This window comes from Salinibacterium sp. CAN_S4 (genome assembly GCF_015752305.1).
In the GTDB taxonomy this organism is placed as follows: Bacteria; Actinomycetota; Actinomycetes; order Actinomycetales; family Microbacteriaceae; genus Rhodoglobus.
This window is the reverse complement of record NZ_JADOVB010000007.1, coordinates 71076-89825: the sequence shown is the minus strand read 5'-3', so window position 1 is coordinate 89825 and position 18750 is coordinate 71076. Positions and strand designations below refer to the sequence as shown.

Annotated in this window: 17 protein-coding genes; 12 read left to right on the top strand and 5 right to left on the bottom strand. The window is 65.1% G+C overall.

The window, feature by feature from the left end:
• Positions 1-217: 217 nt before the first annotated feature.
• Positions 218-685 (top strand): hypothetical protein, encoded by a 468-nt coding sequence (locus tag IWX81_RS14760; protein ID WP_199282097.1) that lies wholly within the window; start codon positions 218-220, stop codon positions 683-685.
• Between the two features lie 62 nt (positions 686-747).
• Here the strand turns inward: IWX81_RS14760 and IWX81_RS14755 are convergent, their stop codons facing one another.
• Entirely contained in the window at positions 748-1914 is a 1167-nt protein-coding gene (locus IWX81_RS14755; protein ID WP_199282096.1) for an RtcB family protein, read from the bottom strand.
• A gap of 289 nt (positions 1915-2203) precedes the next feature.
• Positions 2204-2842, bottom strand: coding sequence for a LysE family translocator (locus IWX81_RS14750; protein ID WP_199282095.1), 639 nt, complete (start codon positions 2840-2842; stop codon positions 2204-2206).
• Between the two features lie 129 nt (positions 2843-2971).
• On the opposite strand from IWX81_RS14750, the gene IWX81_RS14745 reads away from it, so the two are divergent.
• Positions 2972-4327 carry an HNH endonuclease signature motif containing protein gene (locus tag IWX81_RS14745; protein ID WP_199282094.1) on the top strand — a complete coding sequence of 452 codons (1356 nt, stop codon included), beginning with the start codon at positions 2972-2974 and terminating at the stop codon, positions 4325-4327.
• 136 nt (positions 4328-4463) lie between these two features.
• Here IWX81_RS14745 and phoU read toward each other — a convergent pair whose 3' ends face one another.
• Complete coding sequence (gene phoU / locus IWX81_RS14740) at positions 4464-5117, bottom strand: phosphate signaling complex protein PhoU (RefSeq protein ID WP_199282108.1); 654 nt, start codon at positions 5115-5117, stop codon at positions 4464-4466.
• 223 nt (positions 5118-5340) lie between these two features.
• Here phoU and IWX81_RS14735 point away from each other — a divergent pair, with 223 nt between their 5' ends.
• Both IWX81_RS14735 and IWX81_RS14730 read left to right on the top strand, forming a co-directional pair.
• Positions 5341-6495, top strand: coding sequence for a sensor histidine kinase (locus IWX81_RS14735; protein ID WP_199282093.1), 1155 nt, complete (start codon positions 5341-5343; stop codon positions 6493-6495).
• On the top strand, positions 6492-7172 hold the full coding sequence (locus IWX81_RS14730) for a response regulator (protein ID WP_199282092.1): 681 nt from the start codon (positions 6492-6494) through the stop codon (positions 7170-7172). The genes IWX81_RS14735 and IWX81_RS14730 overlap by 4 nt, the downstream gene beginning before the upstream one ends.
• Positions 7173-7194: 22 nt before the next feature.
• Here the strand turns inward: IWX81_RS14730 and IWX81_RS14725 are convergent, their stop codons facing one another.
• Positions 7195-7692, bottom strand: coding sequence for a hypothetical protein (locus IWX81_RS14725; RefSeq protein WP_199282091.1), 498 nt, complete (start codon positions 7690-7692; stop codon positions 7195-7197).
• 99 nt (positions 7693-7791) lie between these two features.
• Between IWX81_RS14725 and IWX81_RS14720 the strand changes: the two genes are divergently transcribed.
• The 8 genes from IWX81_RS14720 (at position 7792) to IWX81_RS14685 (ending at position 17806) form a co-directional block, all read left to right on the top strand.
• The gene (locus IWX81_RS14720) at positions 7792-8274 is read left to right on the top strand and encodes a CarD family transcriptional regulator (RefSeq protein WP_199282090.1); all 483 of its coding nucleotides are present in this window, start codon (positions 7792-7794) and stop codon (positions 8272-8274) included.
• A gap of 4 nt (positions 8275-8278) precedes the next feature.
• Positions 8279-9439: a 2-C-methyl-D-erythritol 4-phosphate cytidylyltransferase gene (gene ispD / locus IWX81_RS14715; protein ID WP_199282089.1), complete on the top strand. Its 1161-nt coding sequence runs from the start codon at positions 8279-8281 to the stop codon at positions 9437-9439.
• Positions 9440-9448: 9 nt separating this feature from the next.
• The gene (cysS, locus tag IWX81_RS14710; protein WP_199282088.1) at positions 9449-10852 is read left to right on the top strand and encodes a cysteine--tRNA ligase; all 1404 of its coding nucleotides are present in this window, start codon (positions 9449-9451) and stop codon (positions 10850-10852) included.
• Positions 10853-10854: 2 nt separating this feature from the next.
• Complete coding sequence (gene rlmB / locus IWX81_RS14705) at positions 10855-11874, top strand: 23S rRNA (guanosine(2251)-2'-O)-methyltransferase RlmB (protein WP_199282087.1); 1020 nt, start codon at positions 10855-10857, stop codon at positions 11872-11874.
• Between the two features lie 288 nt (positions 11875-12162).
• Positions 12163-13176 carry an ABC transporter permease gene (locus IWX81_RS14700; protein ID WP_334594404.1) on the top strand — a complete coding sequence of 338 codons (1014 nt, stop codon included), beginning with the start codon at positions 12163-12165 and terminating at the stop codon, positions 13174-13176.
• Between the two features lie 83 nt (positions 13177-13259).
• On the top strand, positions 13260-14357 hold the full coding sequence (locus tag IWX81_RS14695; RefSeq protein WP_199282086.1) for a substrate-binding domain-containing protein: 1098 nt from the start codon (positions 13260-13262) through the stop codon (positions 14355-14357).
• A 104-nt stretch (positions 14358-14461) separates the two neighbouring features.
• Positions 14462-16990 (top strand): ATP-binding cassette domain-containing protein, encoded by a 2529-nt coding sequence (locus IWX81_RS14690; RefSeq protein ID WP_199282085.1) that lies wholly within the window; start codon positions 14462-14464, stop codon positions 16988-16990.
• A gap of 138 nt (positions 16991-17128) precedes the next feature.
• Entirely contained in the window at positions 17129-17806 is a 678-nt protein-coding gene (locus tag IWX81_RS14685; RefSeq protein WP_199282084.1) for a helix-turn-helix domain-containing protein, read from the top strand.
• Between the two features lie 39 nt (positions 17807-17845).
• On the opposite strand, the gene IWX81_RS14680 is transcribed toward IWX81_RS14685, so the two are convergent.
• Entirely contained in the window at positions 17846-18721 is an 876-nt protein-coding gene (locus tag IWX81_RS14680; protein WP_199282083.1) for an NAD(P)-dependent oxidoreductase, read from the bottom strand.
• Positions 18722-18750: the final 29 nt, after the last annotated feature.

Genomic DNA, 18750 nt, shown 5'->3' with positions numbered 1-18750 from the left:
ACACCGCCGGACTCCTTTGTATAAGTGGCCACCCCGCCTGTTGAAAAACAGCCCGGGGTGGCCACTTTGCGTTAACCCACCAAAACCCTGCCAGAAGGGCGACCGGTGGGATTCCTGTGGCGTTTAGCGGTTCCCTCACAGGCCAGATCTGGGGTCAAACTCCGCGGATTCGCTCGGCTCGTACCCGGGTGGGCTCCAACGCCGCAACCATGGCCTCATGACCAGACCCCACTACGACGACATCCGCACGATTCCCCTCCCGACGGATCGCGAGCTTATCCCTCACCTCCAGGTCATGCTCGAGTCGGCACTTCGTCGACAGATCTGGATCATGGTGCTCGACGAGCACTCCTGTCCGCTGCCGATCCTGATGCCGCTCGACGTCGAGACCGAACCGTACGCTGATGATGTGTCGGCCTTCGCCGACACTCTCCGCTGTCTGGCGATGGACTTCACCGACTCCACCCTCGTCCTGACCCTCGAACGACCAGGGCCGGCCGAAGTCATGGGGCGCGACAAGCGGTGGCTCAGGTCCATCAGGGAATCGTGTGTGGAGTCTGGCGCCTCCTTCCGCGGACCGTACCTCCTGCTCGGTGACACCGTGAGGCAAATGGCGCCCGATGACTACGTCAGCACGCCGTGGTTCTACTTCGACGATGATTACGACGATCACGGTTCGTTCTGACCTGCGGGCAGTCGACCACGGCCCGCCCGCCGCACCTAAGTGCAGCGGACGAGCCCCGTCGATCAGTCGCCCTTCACGTTCACGAGCTGCCTCAGCGTATGCCGGACCGTGACGAGGGATGCGGCATCCGCCATCACCTGGTCGATCGGCTTGTACGCCGCAGGAATCTCGTCGATGAACGCGTCGGTATCGCGGTACTCGATGCCCTCCATCGCCGTGCGGAGGTCGGAAGCAGTGAAGGCCTTCCGGGCCGCCGACCGCGAGTACTCACGACCGGCACCGTGCGGGGACGAGTGCAGGGCCACCGGATTCCCGAGCCCCTCCACCACGTACGACGCCGTACCCATCGATCCTGGGATCAGTCCGAGCTCACCGACGCGGGCCGAGATTGCTCCCTTCCGGGACAGCCACACGCTCTTGCCGAAGTGGTCCTCCTTCTGCGTGAAGTTGTGGTGACAGTTGATGCGCTCCTGCTCGATCACCGGTGCACCCACCCACTCACTCATCTGCCGCACGACCCGATCCATCATCTCCTCACGGTTGAGCAAAGCGAAGTGCTGAGCCCACCGCAACTCGGCGATGTACCGCTCGAACTCCGGAGTCCCCTCCACGAGGTAGGCGAGGTCGGGGTCGGGCAGCGTGATCCACCACTTCAGCATCTGGGCCTTCGCGACGCTGATGTGGTGCTGCGCGATCTTGTTACCGACCCCTCGCGATCCCGAGTGCAGGAAGAGCCAAACGGCATCCGACTCATCCACCGAGATTTCGATGAAGTGGTTGCCGGAACCAAGAGTCCCGAGCTGCAGCGCCCAGTTCCCCTTGTAGTGCGCGGGGTCGAAACCGTTTTTCGCGGCCAGCTCCGTGAGCTCCCGGATGCGGGGCTCAGCCGTTGCGACGAGCTTGCGGTTGTACGCGCCGGCCGACGTCGGGACGGCACGCTCGATCTGCTCGCGCACCTCCCTGCGATCATCCGGAAGCTGGTCGCGGGTGAACTGGGTCTTCACCGCGATCATGCCGCAGCCGATATCCACCCCGACGGCCGCCGGAATGACAGCACGCAGGGTGGGGATGACCGACCCGACGGTCGCGCCGAGCCCGAGGTGGGCATCCGGCATGAGCGCAAGGTGCGGGTAGATGAACGGCATAGTCGCAGTGGTGAGCGCCTGGGCCTCGGCATTGCTGTCCAGGATGGACGCCCAGCTGAACAGCCGGTCGTTGATCTTCTTCATGATCCTTATCTCTGTTGGTGTGGGATTCGGTCGAGCCCGAGAATCCACAACTCTGCAGAGTCGTTGAAAGGATGTCCCGAGCCTCAGGCGGCGCGGGACTGAAGTCCGTTGCTACCTGAGCTGCTGGAGGGTACGCGAAAAAGGCGCATTGATCAGATGCGCCTGCGCGTAGGTGCGTTCGAAAGCGAACACAGCAACCTCCAGTGACGGGATGTGCCGGGTGGCACAGGGTTGGCAGCTTATGGGATGGCTCCCGGTCAGGGCAAGCTTTTGGCGGAAAGACGGTCGGTCAGGTCTTGTTGCCGGTCAGCGCCAGTGCGCCACCGAGACCGATCATCATGACGCCTCCGCCCGCGCTGATGTGAGACAAACGCTGGGGCTTTCGCGCGAACCAGGCTCGTGCGGTGCCCGCGGAGAGAGCCCACATGCTGTCGACAACGAGGGCCATGGCAAAAAAGATGAGGCCCAGGGTCGCCATCTGCAGCGGGATAGCTCCGGTGCGGTAGCTGACGAACTGAGGCAGGATCGCCACGAAGAACACGATCGTCTTCGGGTTAGACACCCCTACGAAGAATCCCTCGCGCAGCAGCCTCAGAACCGACGGTCGCGTCAAGACGGTGTCGGCCGGCTTCGTGTGACCGTGGCGGTGGCGGATCGCCTGCACGCCGAGGTAGATCAGGTAGGCGGCTCCGACGAACTTGATGACCGTGAACACCACCACGGATTCGGCAACGATCGCCCCGACTCCCAGTGACACCGCGGTGATCGCCGGCAGCATGCCGAGCGCGTTGCCGACGACACTCAGCACCCCGCCCTTTCGCCCCAGCGACAGTGACCTTCCGATCACGAACAGCACGCTCGGCCCCGGCAAAAGGATCAGCGCGAGCGCCGCCACCGAAAAAGCCCAGGCATTGGATGCAGGCAGCACGGGAGCTCCGATCAGTGGCAGGGTGTTTCTTGAATGTAGCGCAATACCTAGTCGTAGTTACTTTCGATTGCTGACCAAAATAATAGACTACAGTATTGTCTTTACCTTCTAGTTCTGATATTCTTAACCATGGCCAAGAAGCCCACTCCCGATGACACGGTGATCGTGTTGCCGTCGGTGGGCGGGGTGGGGTCGTGTGCCGACGAAGAGTTGTTCGCGTTGCAGGGCGAGTTGGGCCTGGCGCGTCGGCGGGTGGATGCCAGGGCCGCTGTTGTTGCGGCGGAGATCGCCCGGCGTTCCGATCGTGCCCTGGGCCAGCAGGGGCTCGCGGCGCGTGCAGGTGAAGCGTCGGCGGAGAAGCTGATCCAGAAACTCACCGGCGCCACAGCCTCTGAAGCGCGTGCCCTGACGGGCGCCGGTCGAGCTCTCGAGTCGGTGCAGGGTGGTGGGGCGGCGTGGTTGTCGACGGTCGCCGGTGCGGTGACCTCCGGGGAGCTGTCGGTGGCCAGCGCGGCCGCGATCGCTAGCGGTCTCGGGGAACCATCTGCTGCGGTATCCAGCGGCGACCTGCTCGAGGTTGCCGCGGTGCTGGTCTCCCGCGCTGGCAGCGCGACTCCGGAAGACATCGCCAAAGCTGCTCGTCTCGCCCGCGCACGCCTGGATACCGACTCGGTGGCAGACCTCGAGGAGCACCGCCGCTCGCGCCGCACGCTGGCCTGGTTCGAGACCGGGGACGGGATGACCCGGCTGCAGGCGCTGCTGGATCCGGAATCCGCCGCGATCATCGTCGGCGCGTTGACGACGGCCCTGTCCCCGCGTCGTGGTGGGCCGCGGTTTGTGGATCCGGCCGAGGTGCAGCGCGCCCAGGACATGCGCGACGACCCCCGCAGCAACGAGCAACTCGCCGTCGACACCCTCGTGGAGATCGTCCACCTCGCGACCCGCGCGGCCGGCTCCACCGCAGTGTTCGGCCAGAGATCCCCGGCCGTGCGCGTGCACGTGCAGGCCGAAGCGCTGGAGACCGGCCGCGGGTTCGCCCACGTCGAAGGGCAGTCCGCGGTGATCAGTATCCAGACTGCCGAGCGACACATCTGCGTGAGCGGGATGCTGCCGATCCTGTTCGACGGGAACACTCCCATCGATGCGGGACGAACCCAGAGGCTCCACAGCCCACGGCAGCGGGCGGCGATCGCCGCCCAATGGAACGGCTGCGCCTGGACCGACTGCCACCGGCCACCCCAGTTCGCCGAAGTGCACCACCTCGACGCCTACAACGGCAGCAACACGACACTCGCCAACGGCATCAGCCTGTGCCGGTTCCACCACATGCAACTGCACGCCAACGGGTGGGCCGTAAAGAAACGAGACGACAACAGCTACTGGCTCACACCACCACCCGGGCAACCCGGGCTGCCCGGACTATCCGGACTGCACGGCGAACCCATCGAACTGCACTCGAAAAGCCCACTCCAACACACCGGATAACCCTGCCCCAATACGGAGGATGGTGTGCCGGCGGGGGAGGCGCGAGGCGGCATGCCACCTACTGCCTAAGCGACCAAGCCGCCAAAGCATCAGACAGTGCAGGGGAACTACAGACCCGGCGCATCACGCAGGCGAGCTACAGCTCAGGCGCGACCCAGTCACCGGTGGCCAGGTACTGCATCTTCTTCGCGATCGAGACAGCATGGTCAGCGAAACGTTCGTGGTACCGCGACGCGAGAGTTGCATCCACGGTGTCGACTGCGCCACCCTTCCAGGTCTCACCGAGCACCTTGTCGAACACACTCAGGTGCAGGGCATCGATCTTGTCATCATCGTTGCGGATCTCTTCAGCGATTCGAACGTCACCGCTGGTGAGGAGTTCGACGAGCTTGCGAGCGATAGCGACATCCAGCGAACCGAGCTCAGCGAACGTGGAACGCAACGACTTCGGGACGACCTTGTCCGGGAAGCGGTACCGCGCGAGCTGGGCGATGTGCTCAGACATGTCACCCATCCGCTCGAGCGAAGCACTGACCCGCAGGGCACTGACGACGATACGGAGGTCACGAGCGACGGGCTGCTGGCGAGCGAGGATGTTGATCGCGAGCTCATCCAGTTCCAGGGCAGCTTCGTCGATGCGGTTGTCCTCGGCGATGACGGCCTCGGCCAGCGACACATCGGACTCGTTGAATGCACGAGTGGCGTTCTCGATCGACACGGCCACAAGGGTCGAAATTTCGACGAGGCGATCCTGCACCTCTCGCAGTTCCTGCTGGAATACTTCGCGCACGTTTACTCTCGTCCCTTCATCACGGGTCACACCCGCACGGTTCAGACTGTATCCGGGGTTACCCGCAAAATCCGTGCAATTCAGCCCACACCCGCACGGATCAGCTCAACACTGGTCGCGCCAGATGAACAGCCGGTGTTGCGGATCTGAACATCACCTGAAGTGGAGCGGTCTTCGAAGCCACTGACACTACGCCGGGCCGGATGTAACTAATCTAGTCGATATGGACTCCCAGACGCTGGTGCTAGTCGCACTGGCTTTCGGTGTCATTCTCGGCGTCGGCATCTTCGCGATCGTGCTCGCCGCTGCCCGCAGGGGGCAGACCGCGATGGAGGTCACGAGCACCGCTGTTCCGGATGGCGTCGACCAGGTGATCGAAGCGCTCGAGTCAGCTGCCGCCGTCATCGACCCCTCGAACAGCGTCGTGAAAGCATCCCCCGGTGCGTTCTCGTTCGGCATCGTCTCGAACGGCCAGCTGGTGCATCCGCAACTCTCCGACATCGTCGACAAGGTGCGCCGTGACGGCGAACCGATCACCCAGGAACTGCACCTCAGCCGCGGACCCTTCGGCGACGCCAGCCTCTTCCTGTTCGTGCGAGTCGCCCGCCTCGGGGCGCGATACGTGCTGCTGCTCGCCGAAGACCGCACGGAATCGTTCCGCCTCGACGAGATGCGTCGCGACTTCATCGCCAACATCAGCCACGAACTGAAGACACCGATCGGTGCCGTCGGCCTGCTCGCCGAAGCCCTGGTGAGCGCGTCCAGCGAGCCGGAGCAGGTCAAGCGATTCGCCAAGCGACTCACCAAGGAGTCTGAACGGCTCGCCCGGATCACGCAGGAGATCATCGAATTGTCGAGACTGCAGGCGACGGATGCCCTCTCCCGGCCCGAACTCGTCGACATCGACTACGTAGTGAGCATGGCCATCGACCAGAACCGGGTCGCCGCCGAATCCCACGAAGTGCTTCTCGTCACGAAGGCGAAAAGCGGCGCGCAGGTCTACGGCGACGAGACCCTGCTGGTCACGGCGCTGCACAACCTCATCGCCAATGCGATCCAGTACTCCCCGGCGCGTTCCCGCGTGGGAGTGGGAGTGATCCGGCGCGACGACGTCATCGAGATCGCGGTCACCGACCAGGGCGCCGGTATCCCTCCCGAGGAACTCGACAGGGTGTTCGAGCGGTTCTTCCGCGGCGACCCCGCCCGCAGCCGCAACACCGGCGGCTCAGGACTCGGACTCAGCATCGTCAAACATGTCGCCCAGAATCACAGTGGCGACGTCCGAGTCTGGTCGCAGCTCGGAAAGGGCTCGACCTTCACCATCCGCCTTCCCGAGGCAATCACCGCAATCCCCATCCCGCAGGGAGCACAGAAATGACCCGAATCCTCATTGTCGAAGACGAATCTTCGCTCAGCGAGCCCCTCGCCTACCTTCTCGAGCGAGAGGGATATGAGACCCAGATCGCGGATGACGGCCTCGCCGCCGTCGCCGAATTCGATCGCGCCGGCGCCGACCTGGTGCTTCTCGACCTCATGCTTCCCGGTCTGCCGGGCACAGAGGTCTGCCGCGAATTGAGGTCACGCTCGAGCGTGCCGATCATCATGCTGACCGCCAAAGACAGCGAGGTCGACATCGTCGTGGGGCTCGAGCTCGGCGCCGACGACTACGTCACGAAGCCGTACTCCACCCGCGAGCTGCTGGCGCGCATCCGGGCCGTACTCAGACGCCGTGTCGAAACCGACGACAACAGCGAGGCGGTGCTGGAAGCAGGCATCGTCCGCATGGACATCGAGCGACACACGGTCGCGGTGGATGGCGTCACGACCCCGATGCCGCTCAAGGAGTTCGAGCTGCTCGAACTGCTGTTGCGCAACTCCGGTCGCGTGCTGACGCGTGGCCAGCTGATCGACCGCGTGTGGGGCGCAGACTATTTCGGAGACACCAAGACCCTGGACGTGCACATCAAGCGCATCAGGTCCAAGATCGAGAAGGTGCCGTCAGAGCCCACCATGCTCGTCACGGTACGAGGTCTCGGGTACCGCTTCGAGAGCTAGTGCCCGACGCGGTCGAGAAGGGCTAGTTGGAGCCGCTTTCGGCGCCGAGTCCCTCATAGATTCCGTCGGCCGCGAGCACAGGAACCATCAGCTGCACGCCCTCGTTGTCGCCGTACTGCGCGTAAACCGGCATGAGTGCGCCAAGCTCCACACCCGGATTCGGGACCACGATCTGGTCTTCGCCCTCATTGCCGAAAGCGAGAGCTTCGCCAGCCTTGACCGCCTTGAGGTCGTTGCGGGTCTGCCCATCCGACTCGAACTGGAGCTGGACAGTCGCGTCATCGGTGCCGGAGTTGATGAGGGTGATGAGCAGGTTCACTGTCTCACCGTCGTCGTCGCTGATCGCCACGACATTGCGCAGCTCGACGGAACCGACCTTGCCTGCGACACCGTTGCCGGGGTTGTACTCGATGAGGGTGGCCTGGGGGGTGACGAAGGTGCATCCCGCGGTGCCGGCAAGCAGGGCAGCGGCGATGACGACGGATGCCGCAGCGCGGGCGAGAGGGTTGCGAGTTTTCACCCGGCCAGCTTATCTTCTGGGGCGCTAGGTAGAGGAGTAAGGCCACCCTAACTTAGTGTCCCCTGTGATAAAGTCGTACCCCGTCGAAAGGACCTTCCCATGCAGTTCGAGGTCGGTGAAACCGTCGTATATCCCCATCACGGCGCCGCGATCATCACCGAGGTGAAAACGCGGATCATCAAGGGCGAAGAGAAGCTCTATCTGAAACTCAACGTCACCCAGGGCGACCTGGTGATCGAGGTTCCCGCCGAGAATGTGGATCTCGTCGGCGTCAGGGACGTGATCGGCCGCGAGGGCGTGGATAAAGTCTTCGAGGTGCTTCGGGCGCCCTTCGTCGAGGAGCCCACCAACTGGTCACGCCGGTACAAGGCCAATCTCGAGAAGCTCGCATCCGGTGACGTCATGAAGGTGTCAGAGGTTGTGCGTGACCTCTGGCGTCGCGACCAGGATCGCGGACTGTCGGCCGGAGAGAAGAGCATGCTGGCCAAGGCCCGCCAGATTCTGGTCTCCGAACTGGCACTTGCCGAAAAGACCGATGAAGTGAAGGCATCGCTCGTGCTCGACGAGGTTCTGGCATCCTGACTACATGATCGGGATCGTCGTCGTCGCTGCAGGCAGCGGAACCAGGCTCGGGGCAGATGCGCCCAAGGCGTTCGTCGAACTGGGCGGGATCGCGATTCTCGAGCGTGCCCTCGGCGGCGTGTTCCAGTCCGCTGAGCAGGCACAGGTCGTCGTGGTGGCGCCGCGGTCGCACGTCGAGGCAGCGCGGGCCATCGCCAGGCGAGCCGCCGGCGCGGCATCCGACGCCATCTCTGTCGTCGTGGGAGACGACCACCGCCAGGCTTCGGTCGCCGCGGGGCTCGCGGCCCTCGGTGACGACGTCGACGTCGTGCTCGTGCACGATGCGGCGAGGGCGCTGACTCCGGGAAGCGCGTTCGACCGGGTCGTCAGGGCCGTACGCGCGAGCAACAACGGGGTCATCCCGAGTCTGCCCGTCAGCGACACGATCAAACGGGTGGATGGGCCGATCGTGCTCGACACCGTGGACCGCAGCGAACTCGTGCACGTGCAGACCCCCCAGGGCTTTCCGCGCGCGGCGCTCGATGCTGCCTACGCGGCCGCCGCTGCCGATCGCCTCATCGAGTACACCGACGACGCCGCGATCTACTCGGCCGCCGGCCACACGGTCGAGACCGTCGAGGGCGACGCGCAGGCGTTCAAGATCACCACTCCGTGGGACCTGCAACGCGCGCAGCACATGCTCGGCGTAGGGACACGGATACGCACGGGTGTCGGAATGGATGTCCACGCCTACGACCCCGCCCAGCCGCTGTGGCTCGGCGGGCTGTACTGGCCCGACGTGGTGGGGCTCGCCGGGCACTCCGACGGTGACGCCCTCTGCCACGCCATCTGCGATGCGCTGCTGTCGGCCGCGGGGCTCGGCGATATCGGTGGACGCTTCGGCACGAGTGATCCTCGGTTCGCTGGCGCTCACGGTGACGTGTTCATCACCGAGACTGTGGCGCTGGTGGCCGGCGCAGGGTACGCGATCGGCAACGTCTCGGTGCAGCTCGTGGCGAAGCATCCACGACTCGGATCGCGGCGCACCGAGCTCGAACGCCACCTCTCCACCCTCGTCGGGGCGCCGGTGAGCGTCGCCGCCACCACCACCGACGGGCTGGGTTTCACCGGCCGCGCCGAGGGCGTGGCTGTGATCGCGACTGCGCTGGTGCATTCGGATCGCTAAACTTGCCCAGTGACAGTGCGAGTTTACGATTCACGGCTGCAGGCCGAGGTCGACTTCGTTCCTCTGGTCGAGGGCAAAGCCGGCATTTACGTCTGTGGACCCACGGTGCAGTCGAGCCCGCACATCGGGCACCTGCGCTCCGCTCTCGTCTATGACCTCTGGCGCCGCTGGCTGACCTACCGTGGCTTCGATGTGACACTCGTGCGCAATGTGACTGACATCGACGACAAGATCCTCGCCTCTGCCGATGGCGCTGAGCCGTGGTGGGCCCTCGCGTACCGCTTCGAGCTGGAGTTCACCGCCGGGTACACGGCCCTGGGCATCCTGCCACCGACATACGAGCCGCGCGCGACCGCGTCGATCAGCGAGATGCGCGACATCATCCAGCGACTCATCGACAACGGCCACGCCTACGCCGCTGATGGCGACGTGTACTTCGACACCGCGAGCTGGTCGGCCTACGGTTCGCTGACCCGTCAGAAGCCCGACGAGATGGTGGCGGCAACAGACTCCGAGGCCCGCGCCAAGCGTGACCCCAGGGACTTCGCGCTCTGGAAGGGCCATAAAGCCGACGAGCCGGCGGATGCCGCGTGGCCGTCACCCTGGGGCGACGGCCGGCCCGGATGGCACATCGAGTGCTCGGCGATGTCGAGGCGCTACCTCGGTGCTGCGTTCGATATCCACGGGGGAGGCCTCGACCTGCGCTTCCCTCACCACGAGAACGAGCTCGCACAGTCGACCGCCGCCGGCGATGCCTTCGCCACCTACTGGGTGCACAACGGCCTCGTGAACGTGAACAACCAGAAGATGTCGAAGTCGCTCGGCAACTCCATCTATGCCGCCGAGTTCCTGAGCCAGGCGCCGCCGATCGTCGTCAGGTACTTCCTCGGTGCCGCGCACTACCGATCCACCATCGACTACCACGACGGTTCGCTCGTCGAGGCGGAAGCGGCACTCGACCGCGTCGAGGTGTTCCTCACCAGGGCCGACCGCCGGCTCGACGCCACCCGGTTCGCCGGCAGTGGTGTGGAGATGGTGCCCGACGAGTTCGCCGCGGCCATGGATGACGACCTCGCAGTGCCGCAGGCACTCGGGGTGCTGCACGAGACAGTTCGCGCGGGCAACGCTGCCCTCGACAACGGTGATCTCCGTGCCGTGGCCGACGCCCGCGGCGCGGTACTGGCCATGAGCGAGGTGCTGGGCATCAACCCGCTGTCACCGCAGTGGCGTAATGCGCGGTCGAGCCCCTCCGAGATGGCGCTCACGTCGCTTGTCGAGACGCTGATCACCGATCGCAATGCCGCACGCGCGGCCAAAGACTTCGCAGCGGCCGACCGGATCCGCGATGAACTTGCCGCTGCGGGCATCACCGTCGAAGACGGCGCCACCGGATCCCATTGGAGCATTGATTAGTCATGAAGAGCCCAGGAAACAAGCCACGCGCAGGTGCCGTCCGTAAGGGACGCAAGGGTCCGCAGGTCGGATCCGGCGGCCAGGGACGCCAGGCGCTCGAGGGCAAGAAGCCCACGCCCAAGGCCGTCGACCGCCCGTACCACCCCGCCGGCAAGCGCAAGGCCGCTGCCGACCGTTTCGAGGCGGCCGGCGGCCGCAAGAAGCAGACTCCGGATGGCGCAGCCCCCCAGCGCCCCCAGGCCCGCCGCAGCCCGAAGTCGAGCGACGAATCCGAGATGGTCACGGGCCGCAACTCGGTGCTCGAGGCACTGCGCGCCAAGATCCCGGTGACCACGCTGTACATGGCGGCGCGCATCGAGTTCGACGACCGTGTGAAAGAGATCCTGCAGATCGCCACCTCGCGTGGGGTCCCCATCCTCGAGGTGATGCGCCCCGAGCTCGACCGCCTCGCCGGTTTCGACTCCGTGCACCAGGGCGTCGCCCTGAAGGTGCCACCGTATGAGTACGCACATCCGATCGAGCTGCTGGAGAAGGTCGTCTCGCGCGGGCAGGTGCCGCTCTTCGTTGCGCTGGATGGGATCACCGACCCGCGCAACCTCGGGGCGATCATCCGTTCCGTCGCTGCGTTCGGCGGCCAGGGCGTCATCGTGCCGCAGCGCCGCTCAGTGGGCCTGACCGCGTCTGCGTGGAAGACCTCGGCGGGTGCTGCGGCGCGCACGCCCGTGGCCATGGCAGCGAACCTCACCCAGACGATCAAGGCCTTCAAGGCACAGGGCGTCTTCGTGCTCGGCCTCGACGGTGAGGGCGACGTCTCGCTTCCCCAGCTGGCGCTCGCGAGGGAGCCCGTGCTCGTCGTCGTCGGCAGCGAAGGCAAGGGGCTCTCGAGACTGGTGACGGAGAACTGCGACGCCGTCGTCTCGATTCCGATCTCATCCACGACCGAATCTCTCAACGCTGGGATCGCGGCGAGCGTCACGCTCTACGAGATCTCGAAGTTGCGGGCAGCGGCAAAGCGCAAGTAGCCTGCCGGGCCGCGCGGGGTGACCCGCGCAGCCCGCACTGTCCCGAGCCGTGAACATCGTCGCAGCGGCGACCCCGGAGATCGGGCCCACTGGGGTCCCGGTGTTCACCTCTGCATCACGTAGCCGTGCCCGGCCGCGGAATCTTCCAGAGAAGATCCCCGTCTTTCTCGCTTTAAGCAGTTCAATCGTTACCGAAACCTATTGTGAACACTCCCCGGTGTTGTAAAGTGACGCTGAACAACGATGTTAAAGCGAGACTCGAAGCCGAGTCGAAGCGTGGGAGACGGAATGCAGAACGCAACGATGCGCGAATCGAAAGCCGTGACTCGATCACGCCTGTCGGTACCCAAGGGATTCGTCACGGTGACCGTGTCTACTGTCGCCCTGTTCCTGCTGAGCGCGGCGATTGCTCCCTCGAGCGTCTCCCAGGGAGCGCTCCTCGGAATGCTGCCCTTCGCGGCCGTGCTGGCCATCGTCGGCCTCGGCCAGATGCTCGTCGTGCAGCAGGGTGGCATCGACCTGTCCATCCCCGGTGCCGTGTCGCTCGCGATCGTCGTCGTCAGCAGGGTTCCGAACGGTGACGACGCGGTTCTCGTGCCCGCGATCTTCCTGGCGTTGCTGTGTGCCATCGCGGCGGGCCTGCTCAACGGACTGCTCGTCGGGCGCCTCGGACTCAACTCCATCATCGCGACCCTCGGCACCAACGCGCTGCTGTTCGGCGCCGTGCTGGGCATTTCTGGCGGCTCGCCCCGACGCACGACAGACCTGCTGGCCTCGATCGCCGGTGGTGTGAGCGGCGGAATCCCGAACTCGGTGTTCTTCGCGATCGGGACGCTCGTGGTCGTCGCGCTCCTGCTCAAGCGCACCGCGTCCGGGCGCAGGTTCGAGGCCATCGGCGCCAACCCCGAAACTGCCCTTGTCGCGGGCCTCCGTGTCAAACTCCAGCAGACCGCGGCATACGTCTGGGCGCAGTTGCTCTACTGCCTCGCGGGCATCCTGCTCGCCGGCATCACCGCGCAACCGACCGCGTTCCAGGGCAACTCGTACCTGCTGCCCGCAGTGGCCGTGGTGGTGCTGGGCGGCACGTCACTGCTCGGAGGCCGCGGCTTCCCCATCTCTACCGTCGTCGCGGCCCTCTTCCTCAGCCAGCTCGACCAGTTCGTGCTCGCGCTCGGTGTGCCCTACGCGGTGCGCACCCTGCTCCAGGCTGCGGCGCTCGCCGTCGGCGTCGCTATCTACACGATCGACTGGGCCGCCGTGCGACAGAGATTCACCCGCAGGCAACCCGCACCGGCTGCGTAACCGGCAACCACACCCGACTTTCGGCATCCATCGTCGAAACAGCGCGACAGAGGCGTCGTGCACCAACAGGAGGAAAAGCAATTATGAAGAATCGCAAAATCGGTGCGGCACTCGCCCTCTCGGTTAGCGTTGTCATGCTCGCGCTGGCAGGCTGCAGTTCGACCGGCGGCGGCACCGGCGGTGACGAAGGTGGTCCACTCGCAGGAGCCCCGGACTGGTGCGGCTCGAAAGAGATCAGCCTGGGCCTGCTCGACGGTTTCGGTGGCAACAGCTGGAGACTCATCACGACCGCTGCTGGTGCCGACGAGGTGGCAAAGTGCCCAAGCGTGACCAACTACGAGTACGCGGACGGCCAGGGTGACACGCAGAAGTCGATCTCGGACATCCAGGGAATGGTCGCCAAGGGAGTGGACGCGCTCGTCGTCTTCCCCGATGCCGGCCAGGCCATGCTGCCCGCACTTCGAAGCGCCTACGAAGCAGGAGTCGTCACGGTTCCCTACCGCGTCAACCCGGGCGGAAAAGACGGAGTCGACTACAACGCATGGGTCGGGGCCGACTTCACCACCGACGGCGTGAACTGGGGCAACTGGATCAAGTCGAACTTCCCGGACGGCGGCAACATCCTGTTCCTGAGTGGCCCGAAGGGCAACAGCCAGGGCGTGGACGAGCTCGCCGGCATGAAGACGGTGCTCGACGACTCATACGTGTTCGTCGGAGAGACCCCGTTCGACCCGACCAACTGGGACCCGGCTCTCACCCAGCAGGTGCTCACCGCGGCGATCGCGAAGAACCCGAAGATCGACGTCATCGTCTCGGACTTCGGACCGTCGCTCGTCGGTGCGCTTCCCGAGTTCCAGAAGAGCGGTCGCTCGATTCCCGCCCTCGTCACCTCTGACGGAAACGTCCTGGGTTGCTTCTGGGAAGACAACAAGGATGCAAACCCGGACTTCAAGCTGATGACGGTTGCGACCGGTAACGACAACGTGCGCCTCGCTGTGCAGTATGCCGTCGCCGTCGCCACCGGCGGCGTCGTGCCGTCGTCGACCACCTTCGACGCCCCGGCGTTCGAGGACTCGGTCAGCGGAACTCCGAGCCCCGTCGAGTGCGAGCGTGACCTGCCGGGAGACATCTTCCTCTCGGCAGAGATGTCGCCTGCAGACCAGGCAGCACTTCTCAAGTAGCACGATCTCGTAACAACAGCACCACAGTCGTCGGGTCGGCCACGCGCGTCGCGGCCGACCCGACGATTGCATAAACCACTCACGAACATGCAAAGGCGCAACCGGTGATAACTCAGACTGACAGCGGGCCCACCACGCTCCCCACTCTTCTCCTGTCAGGCATAACCAAGCTCTACTCCGGTGTCGCAGCACTCACCGACGTGTCGCTCGAAGTCGCCAGGGGCGAAGTGCATGCACTGCTCGGCGAGAACGGTGCAGGCAAGTCGACACTGATGAATGTGGCATCCGGCATCGCCCAGCCCGATCTGGGCTCGATTGCGATCGACGGTGAGCCGGTCTCCACGCTCACCCCCACCCTGGCCGCACATCTCGGCATTGCTGTGGTGCACCAGCATCCGGCCGTGATGCCGGATATGACCGTGGAGGAGAACCTCCTCGTCGCCCTGCCGCCCTCGGTGTTCGAAGGATCCACCGTTTCGGGCATCGCGACCGCGCTGCTCGCCGACGTCGGACTGGACGTGCATCTCAAGGACCGCGTCGAGTCGCTGTCGGTCGCGCAGAAGCACCTGCTCGAGATCGCTAAAGCCTTCGCGCTGAAACCGAAGCTCCTGGTGCTGGATGAACCGACGGCACCCCTGGGCCAGGCCTCAGTCGATCTGCTCTTTGCCCGCGTGCGCTCGGCAGTGCTCGAAGGCACCTCTGTCGTGTACATCACCCACCGGCTCGCCGAGGTGCGTGAGCTGGCCGACAGAGTGACAGTGCTGCGCGACGGCAAGGTGCGCGGCACCGAGATCGTCTCCGAGATCACCGACGGCGAGCTGCTCGCGATGATCGTCGGCCGCCAGCTCGAGTCGACCTTCCCGCCCAAGTTCGACGGTGAGGCCGAGCAGAACCTCTCCATCCAGGGCCTCAGCGGCCCCGGCTTCACGGACATCACGCTGCACGGGGGCCGGGGCGAGATCATCGGCATCGCCGGTGTCGTCGGCAACGGCCAGAGCGAGCTGCTCAGGGCGCTCGCCGGGCTCGAACCCTTCACAGGCTCCGTGACGGTAAACGGAGCAGCGCTTACTACGAAGCGCATGGTGCGCGATGTCGCGTACATGCCGGCCGATCGCCACCGTGAGGGGCTCATGATGAGCCTGACCGTGCGTGAGAACGCCGCGGTCTCTGCGCTGTCGAGGTTCACCCAGGGCCTGTTCCTCAGCCGGAAGCGCGAGAACCAGACGGTCGGAGACACGCTCGACTCGCTCGCCGTCAAGGCGCCATCCATGGATGCGAATGTGTCGTCGCTCTCGGGTGGCAACCAGCAGAAGGTCGTCATGGCCAGGGCCCTGCTGTCTGAGCCGACGCTGCTCATCGCCGATGAGCCGACGCAGGGAGTGGATGTCGGTGCTCGAGCCGAGATCTACCGCATCCTGCGCGAAGTCTCGGCCTCCGGGATCCCGGTCATCGTCGCCTCCTCCGATGCCAAGGAGCTCGAGGGACTCTGCGACACGGTGATCGTCATGTCCCATGGGCACGTGGTCGACACGCTCGTCGGCACCGCGATCAGCGAAGAGCGGATGATCCAGGCCGCCGTGAGTGCGACCACACAGTCCGTCTCAGCGATCAGCGATACGCGTGCGGCCGATCAGCGCGCACTGGACGGCCAGAACGATCGCCGGTCGGCAGTGCGCCGCTTCATCCAGGGCGACTACGCTCCCAGCGCCCTGCTCATCACCGTGGTGCTCGCTCTCGGAGCCTTCGTGCTCACCCAGAACGACCGATACCTCAACGACTTCAACATCTTCTCGATGCTGATGCTCGTGAGTGCCCTCGGCTTCATCGCTCTCGGCCAGACGATCGCGCTGCTGATCGGCGGGATCGACCTCTCGGTGGGACCGCTGGCCGGGTTCCTGGTAGTGGTCGGGTCGTTCTTCGTCAATGACGATAAACCGTTCGGCGTCGTCGTGATCGGGTTCGTCGTGATGTTCGTGATCGCCATGCTCGTGGGGCTGATCAACGGGACCCTGATCCGGATCGGCAAGTTCACCGCGATTGCGGCGACCCTGACGATGTACATCGCCCTGCAGGGCCTGAGCTTCATCCTGCGGGACGCTCCGGATGGGTACATCGCGCGCTCGGCCACCGACATCATCACGTTCAAGGTCGGCCCCCTTCCCGTCGCCTTCATCATCCTGATCCTCGTCACCCTTGCGCTCGAGTTCTTCCTGAGGAAACGGCGGTGGGGCTGGAACCTGCGAGCCGTCGGATCCAACGAGGAGTCGGCGAGGCGATCCGGTGTTCGCGTCAACGCGACGATGATCCTCGCCTACGTCGCGACATCCGGATTCACCTTCCTCGGCGCGATCATGCTCATGGCGCAGATCGGTGTAGGCGATCCGGCTCAGGGAGTGAGCTACACCCTGACGAGCATCACGGCTGTCGTCCTCGGCGGCACGAGCCTGCTGGGCGGCCGCGGAACCTTCATTGGAACCGTGCTCGGCGCCGTGCTGCTGGTGCAGGTGCTCAACGCGACCACCTTCCTCGGGCTCAGCCAGATGTGGCAGTACATCTTCCAGGGCCTGCTCATCCTCGCGGCCGCCGTGCTGTATTCGGTGGCCAGGGCCCGGAAGAAGCGGGTTGTCGTATGAAAATCGGTTCCACGCAGGCCTGGGACTCCGAGCCGGTACTGGCTCTGTGTATATTGGAAAAACAGTGGCTCTCGGTGCCTCCGCGGCCCTATCCGCGGGCATCCCGAACGTTCTCAGTGCGCGAAAGCCGGATGAGTCATGCTTGACATCCGACAGGGGGCGTTGATCCAGATGGATAATTTGGGGTCGCGGCTGAAAGACATCCGCCTCAAATCCGGGATGACTCTGCGCGAGCTCGCGCGCCAGGCCGACGTGTCCCCGTCGTTCATCTCCCAGATCGAGAACGGCAAGTCCCAGCCGTCCGTCGCCACGCTGTACGCGTTCGCACAGCTGCTGAAGGTGTCAGTGGACGACCTCTTCGAGAACCGCCCCGCCGTTCCGGATGCCCCGGCCGCCGTGTTCGACGCCGACTCGATGACGCGGGGGGACCTGCGAAACCCCTCGGATGCGTGGCTGCCGTCCGAGTACGCGAACCGGGTGTCTGTCGTGCATCCCGCGCATCGTTCCCACCTGGACATGGCAGCCGGAGTCGAGTGGGAGCGGCTCGCCGCGACCCCGGAGCGCTCGGTCAACTTCATGAAGATCTCTTATGCGCCCGGCGCGGCCTCCACCGACGGTGGCGAAATGCTCAGCCACGACGGCTACGAGTACGGATTCGTGACGCAGGGCACCCTCGAGGTGACGATCGGCGACGAGACGTTCACGTTGCACCCGGAGGAGTCACTCGGCTTCGACTCGTCGATCCCGCACTCCTTCCGCAATGCGGGAACCGAGGTCATGACCGGCGTGTGGTTCGTGCACGGGAAGTGCCAGTAACCGGTCAACTCCCTCGTCGATCAGGCCTGTGCTGGTTGATCAGGCCTGTGTTGATCGCAAGCGGGTGATCTCGGCCATCGACGACCAGTCGCCCTGCGAGAGTTCCGGATCGGCGAGAGCCTGCTCGAGCAGCTCGTGCAGCACGGGAGCGGTCGGCAGCGCGACCCCGGTGGCCGCCGCGGCCTGCTCGGCGAGCGTCAGGTCTTTGAGTCCGAGCGCGACGGTGAACAGCGGCGGGTACTCCCTGGCCGCGATCATCCGGCCGTATCCCGCATAGGCGGTGCCCGTGTATGCGGTGTCGGTGAGGATGTCGACGAACGTCCCGGCGTCGATGCCGCCGCGTTCCACCAGGGTGACCGATTCGGCGAGGGCCTGGATCGTGTGCACGAGGTTGTAGTTCACGCCGATCTTCACGAGATTCGCAGCACTCGGGGTTTCTGAGACCACCCAGGTGTGCTTGCCCAGTACGTCGAGCAGCTCCTGGGCCCGCGCTATGGCGCTCGAAGGGCCGCCGGCGACGATGTTCAGCTGGCCGGCTTCGGCGACGTTCGGCCTGCCGAGCACGGGGGCAGAGACATACTGGACGCCTGCCTCGGAGTGCAGTGATTCCAGCCGATCAGCGGCCGCGACGCTGAGGGTCGCGAAACTGACGTGCACGGTTCCGGCGGGCGCCGTGGCGAGAAGATCGGCCGTGAAGACGGCTTCGGCGGCCGCATCGTGTGGCAGCATCGAGAAGACCAGGCCGGTCGCCACCGCTTCTTCTGCATTCTCGGCCCGGGAACCCCCGGCCTCCACGAGCGCGTCGACGGCGGCCGCGGAGCGGTTGAACAACACGACCTCATGACCGGCATCGATGAGCCTGCGTGCCATCGTGGCGCCCATGGCACCGAGTCCGATGAAACCTACAGTGGTCATGTTGCTTCTCTCTTGTAAACCAGCACTGA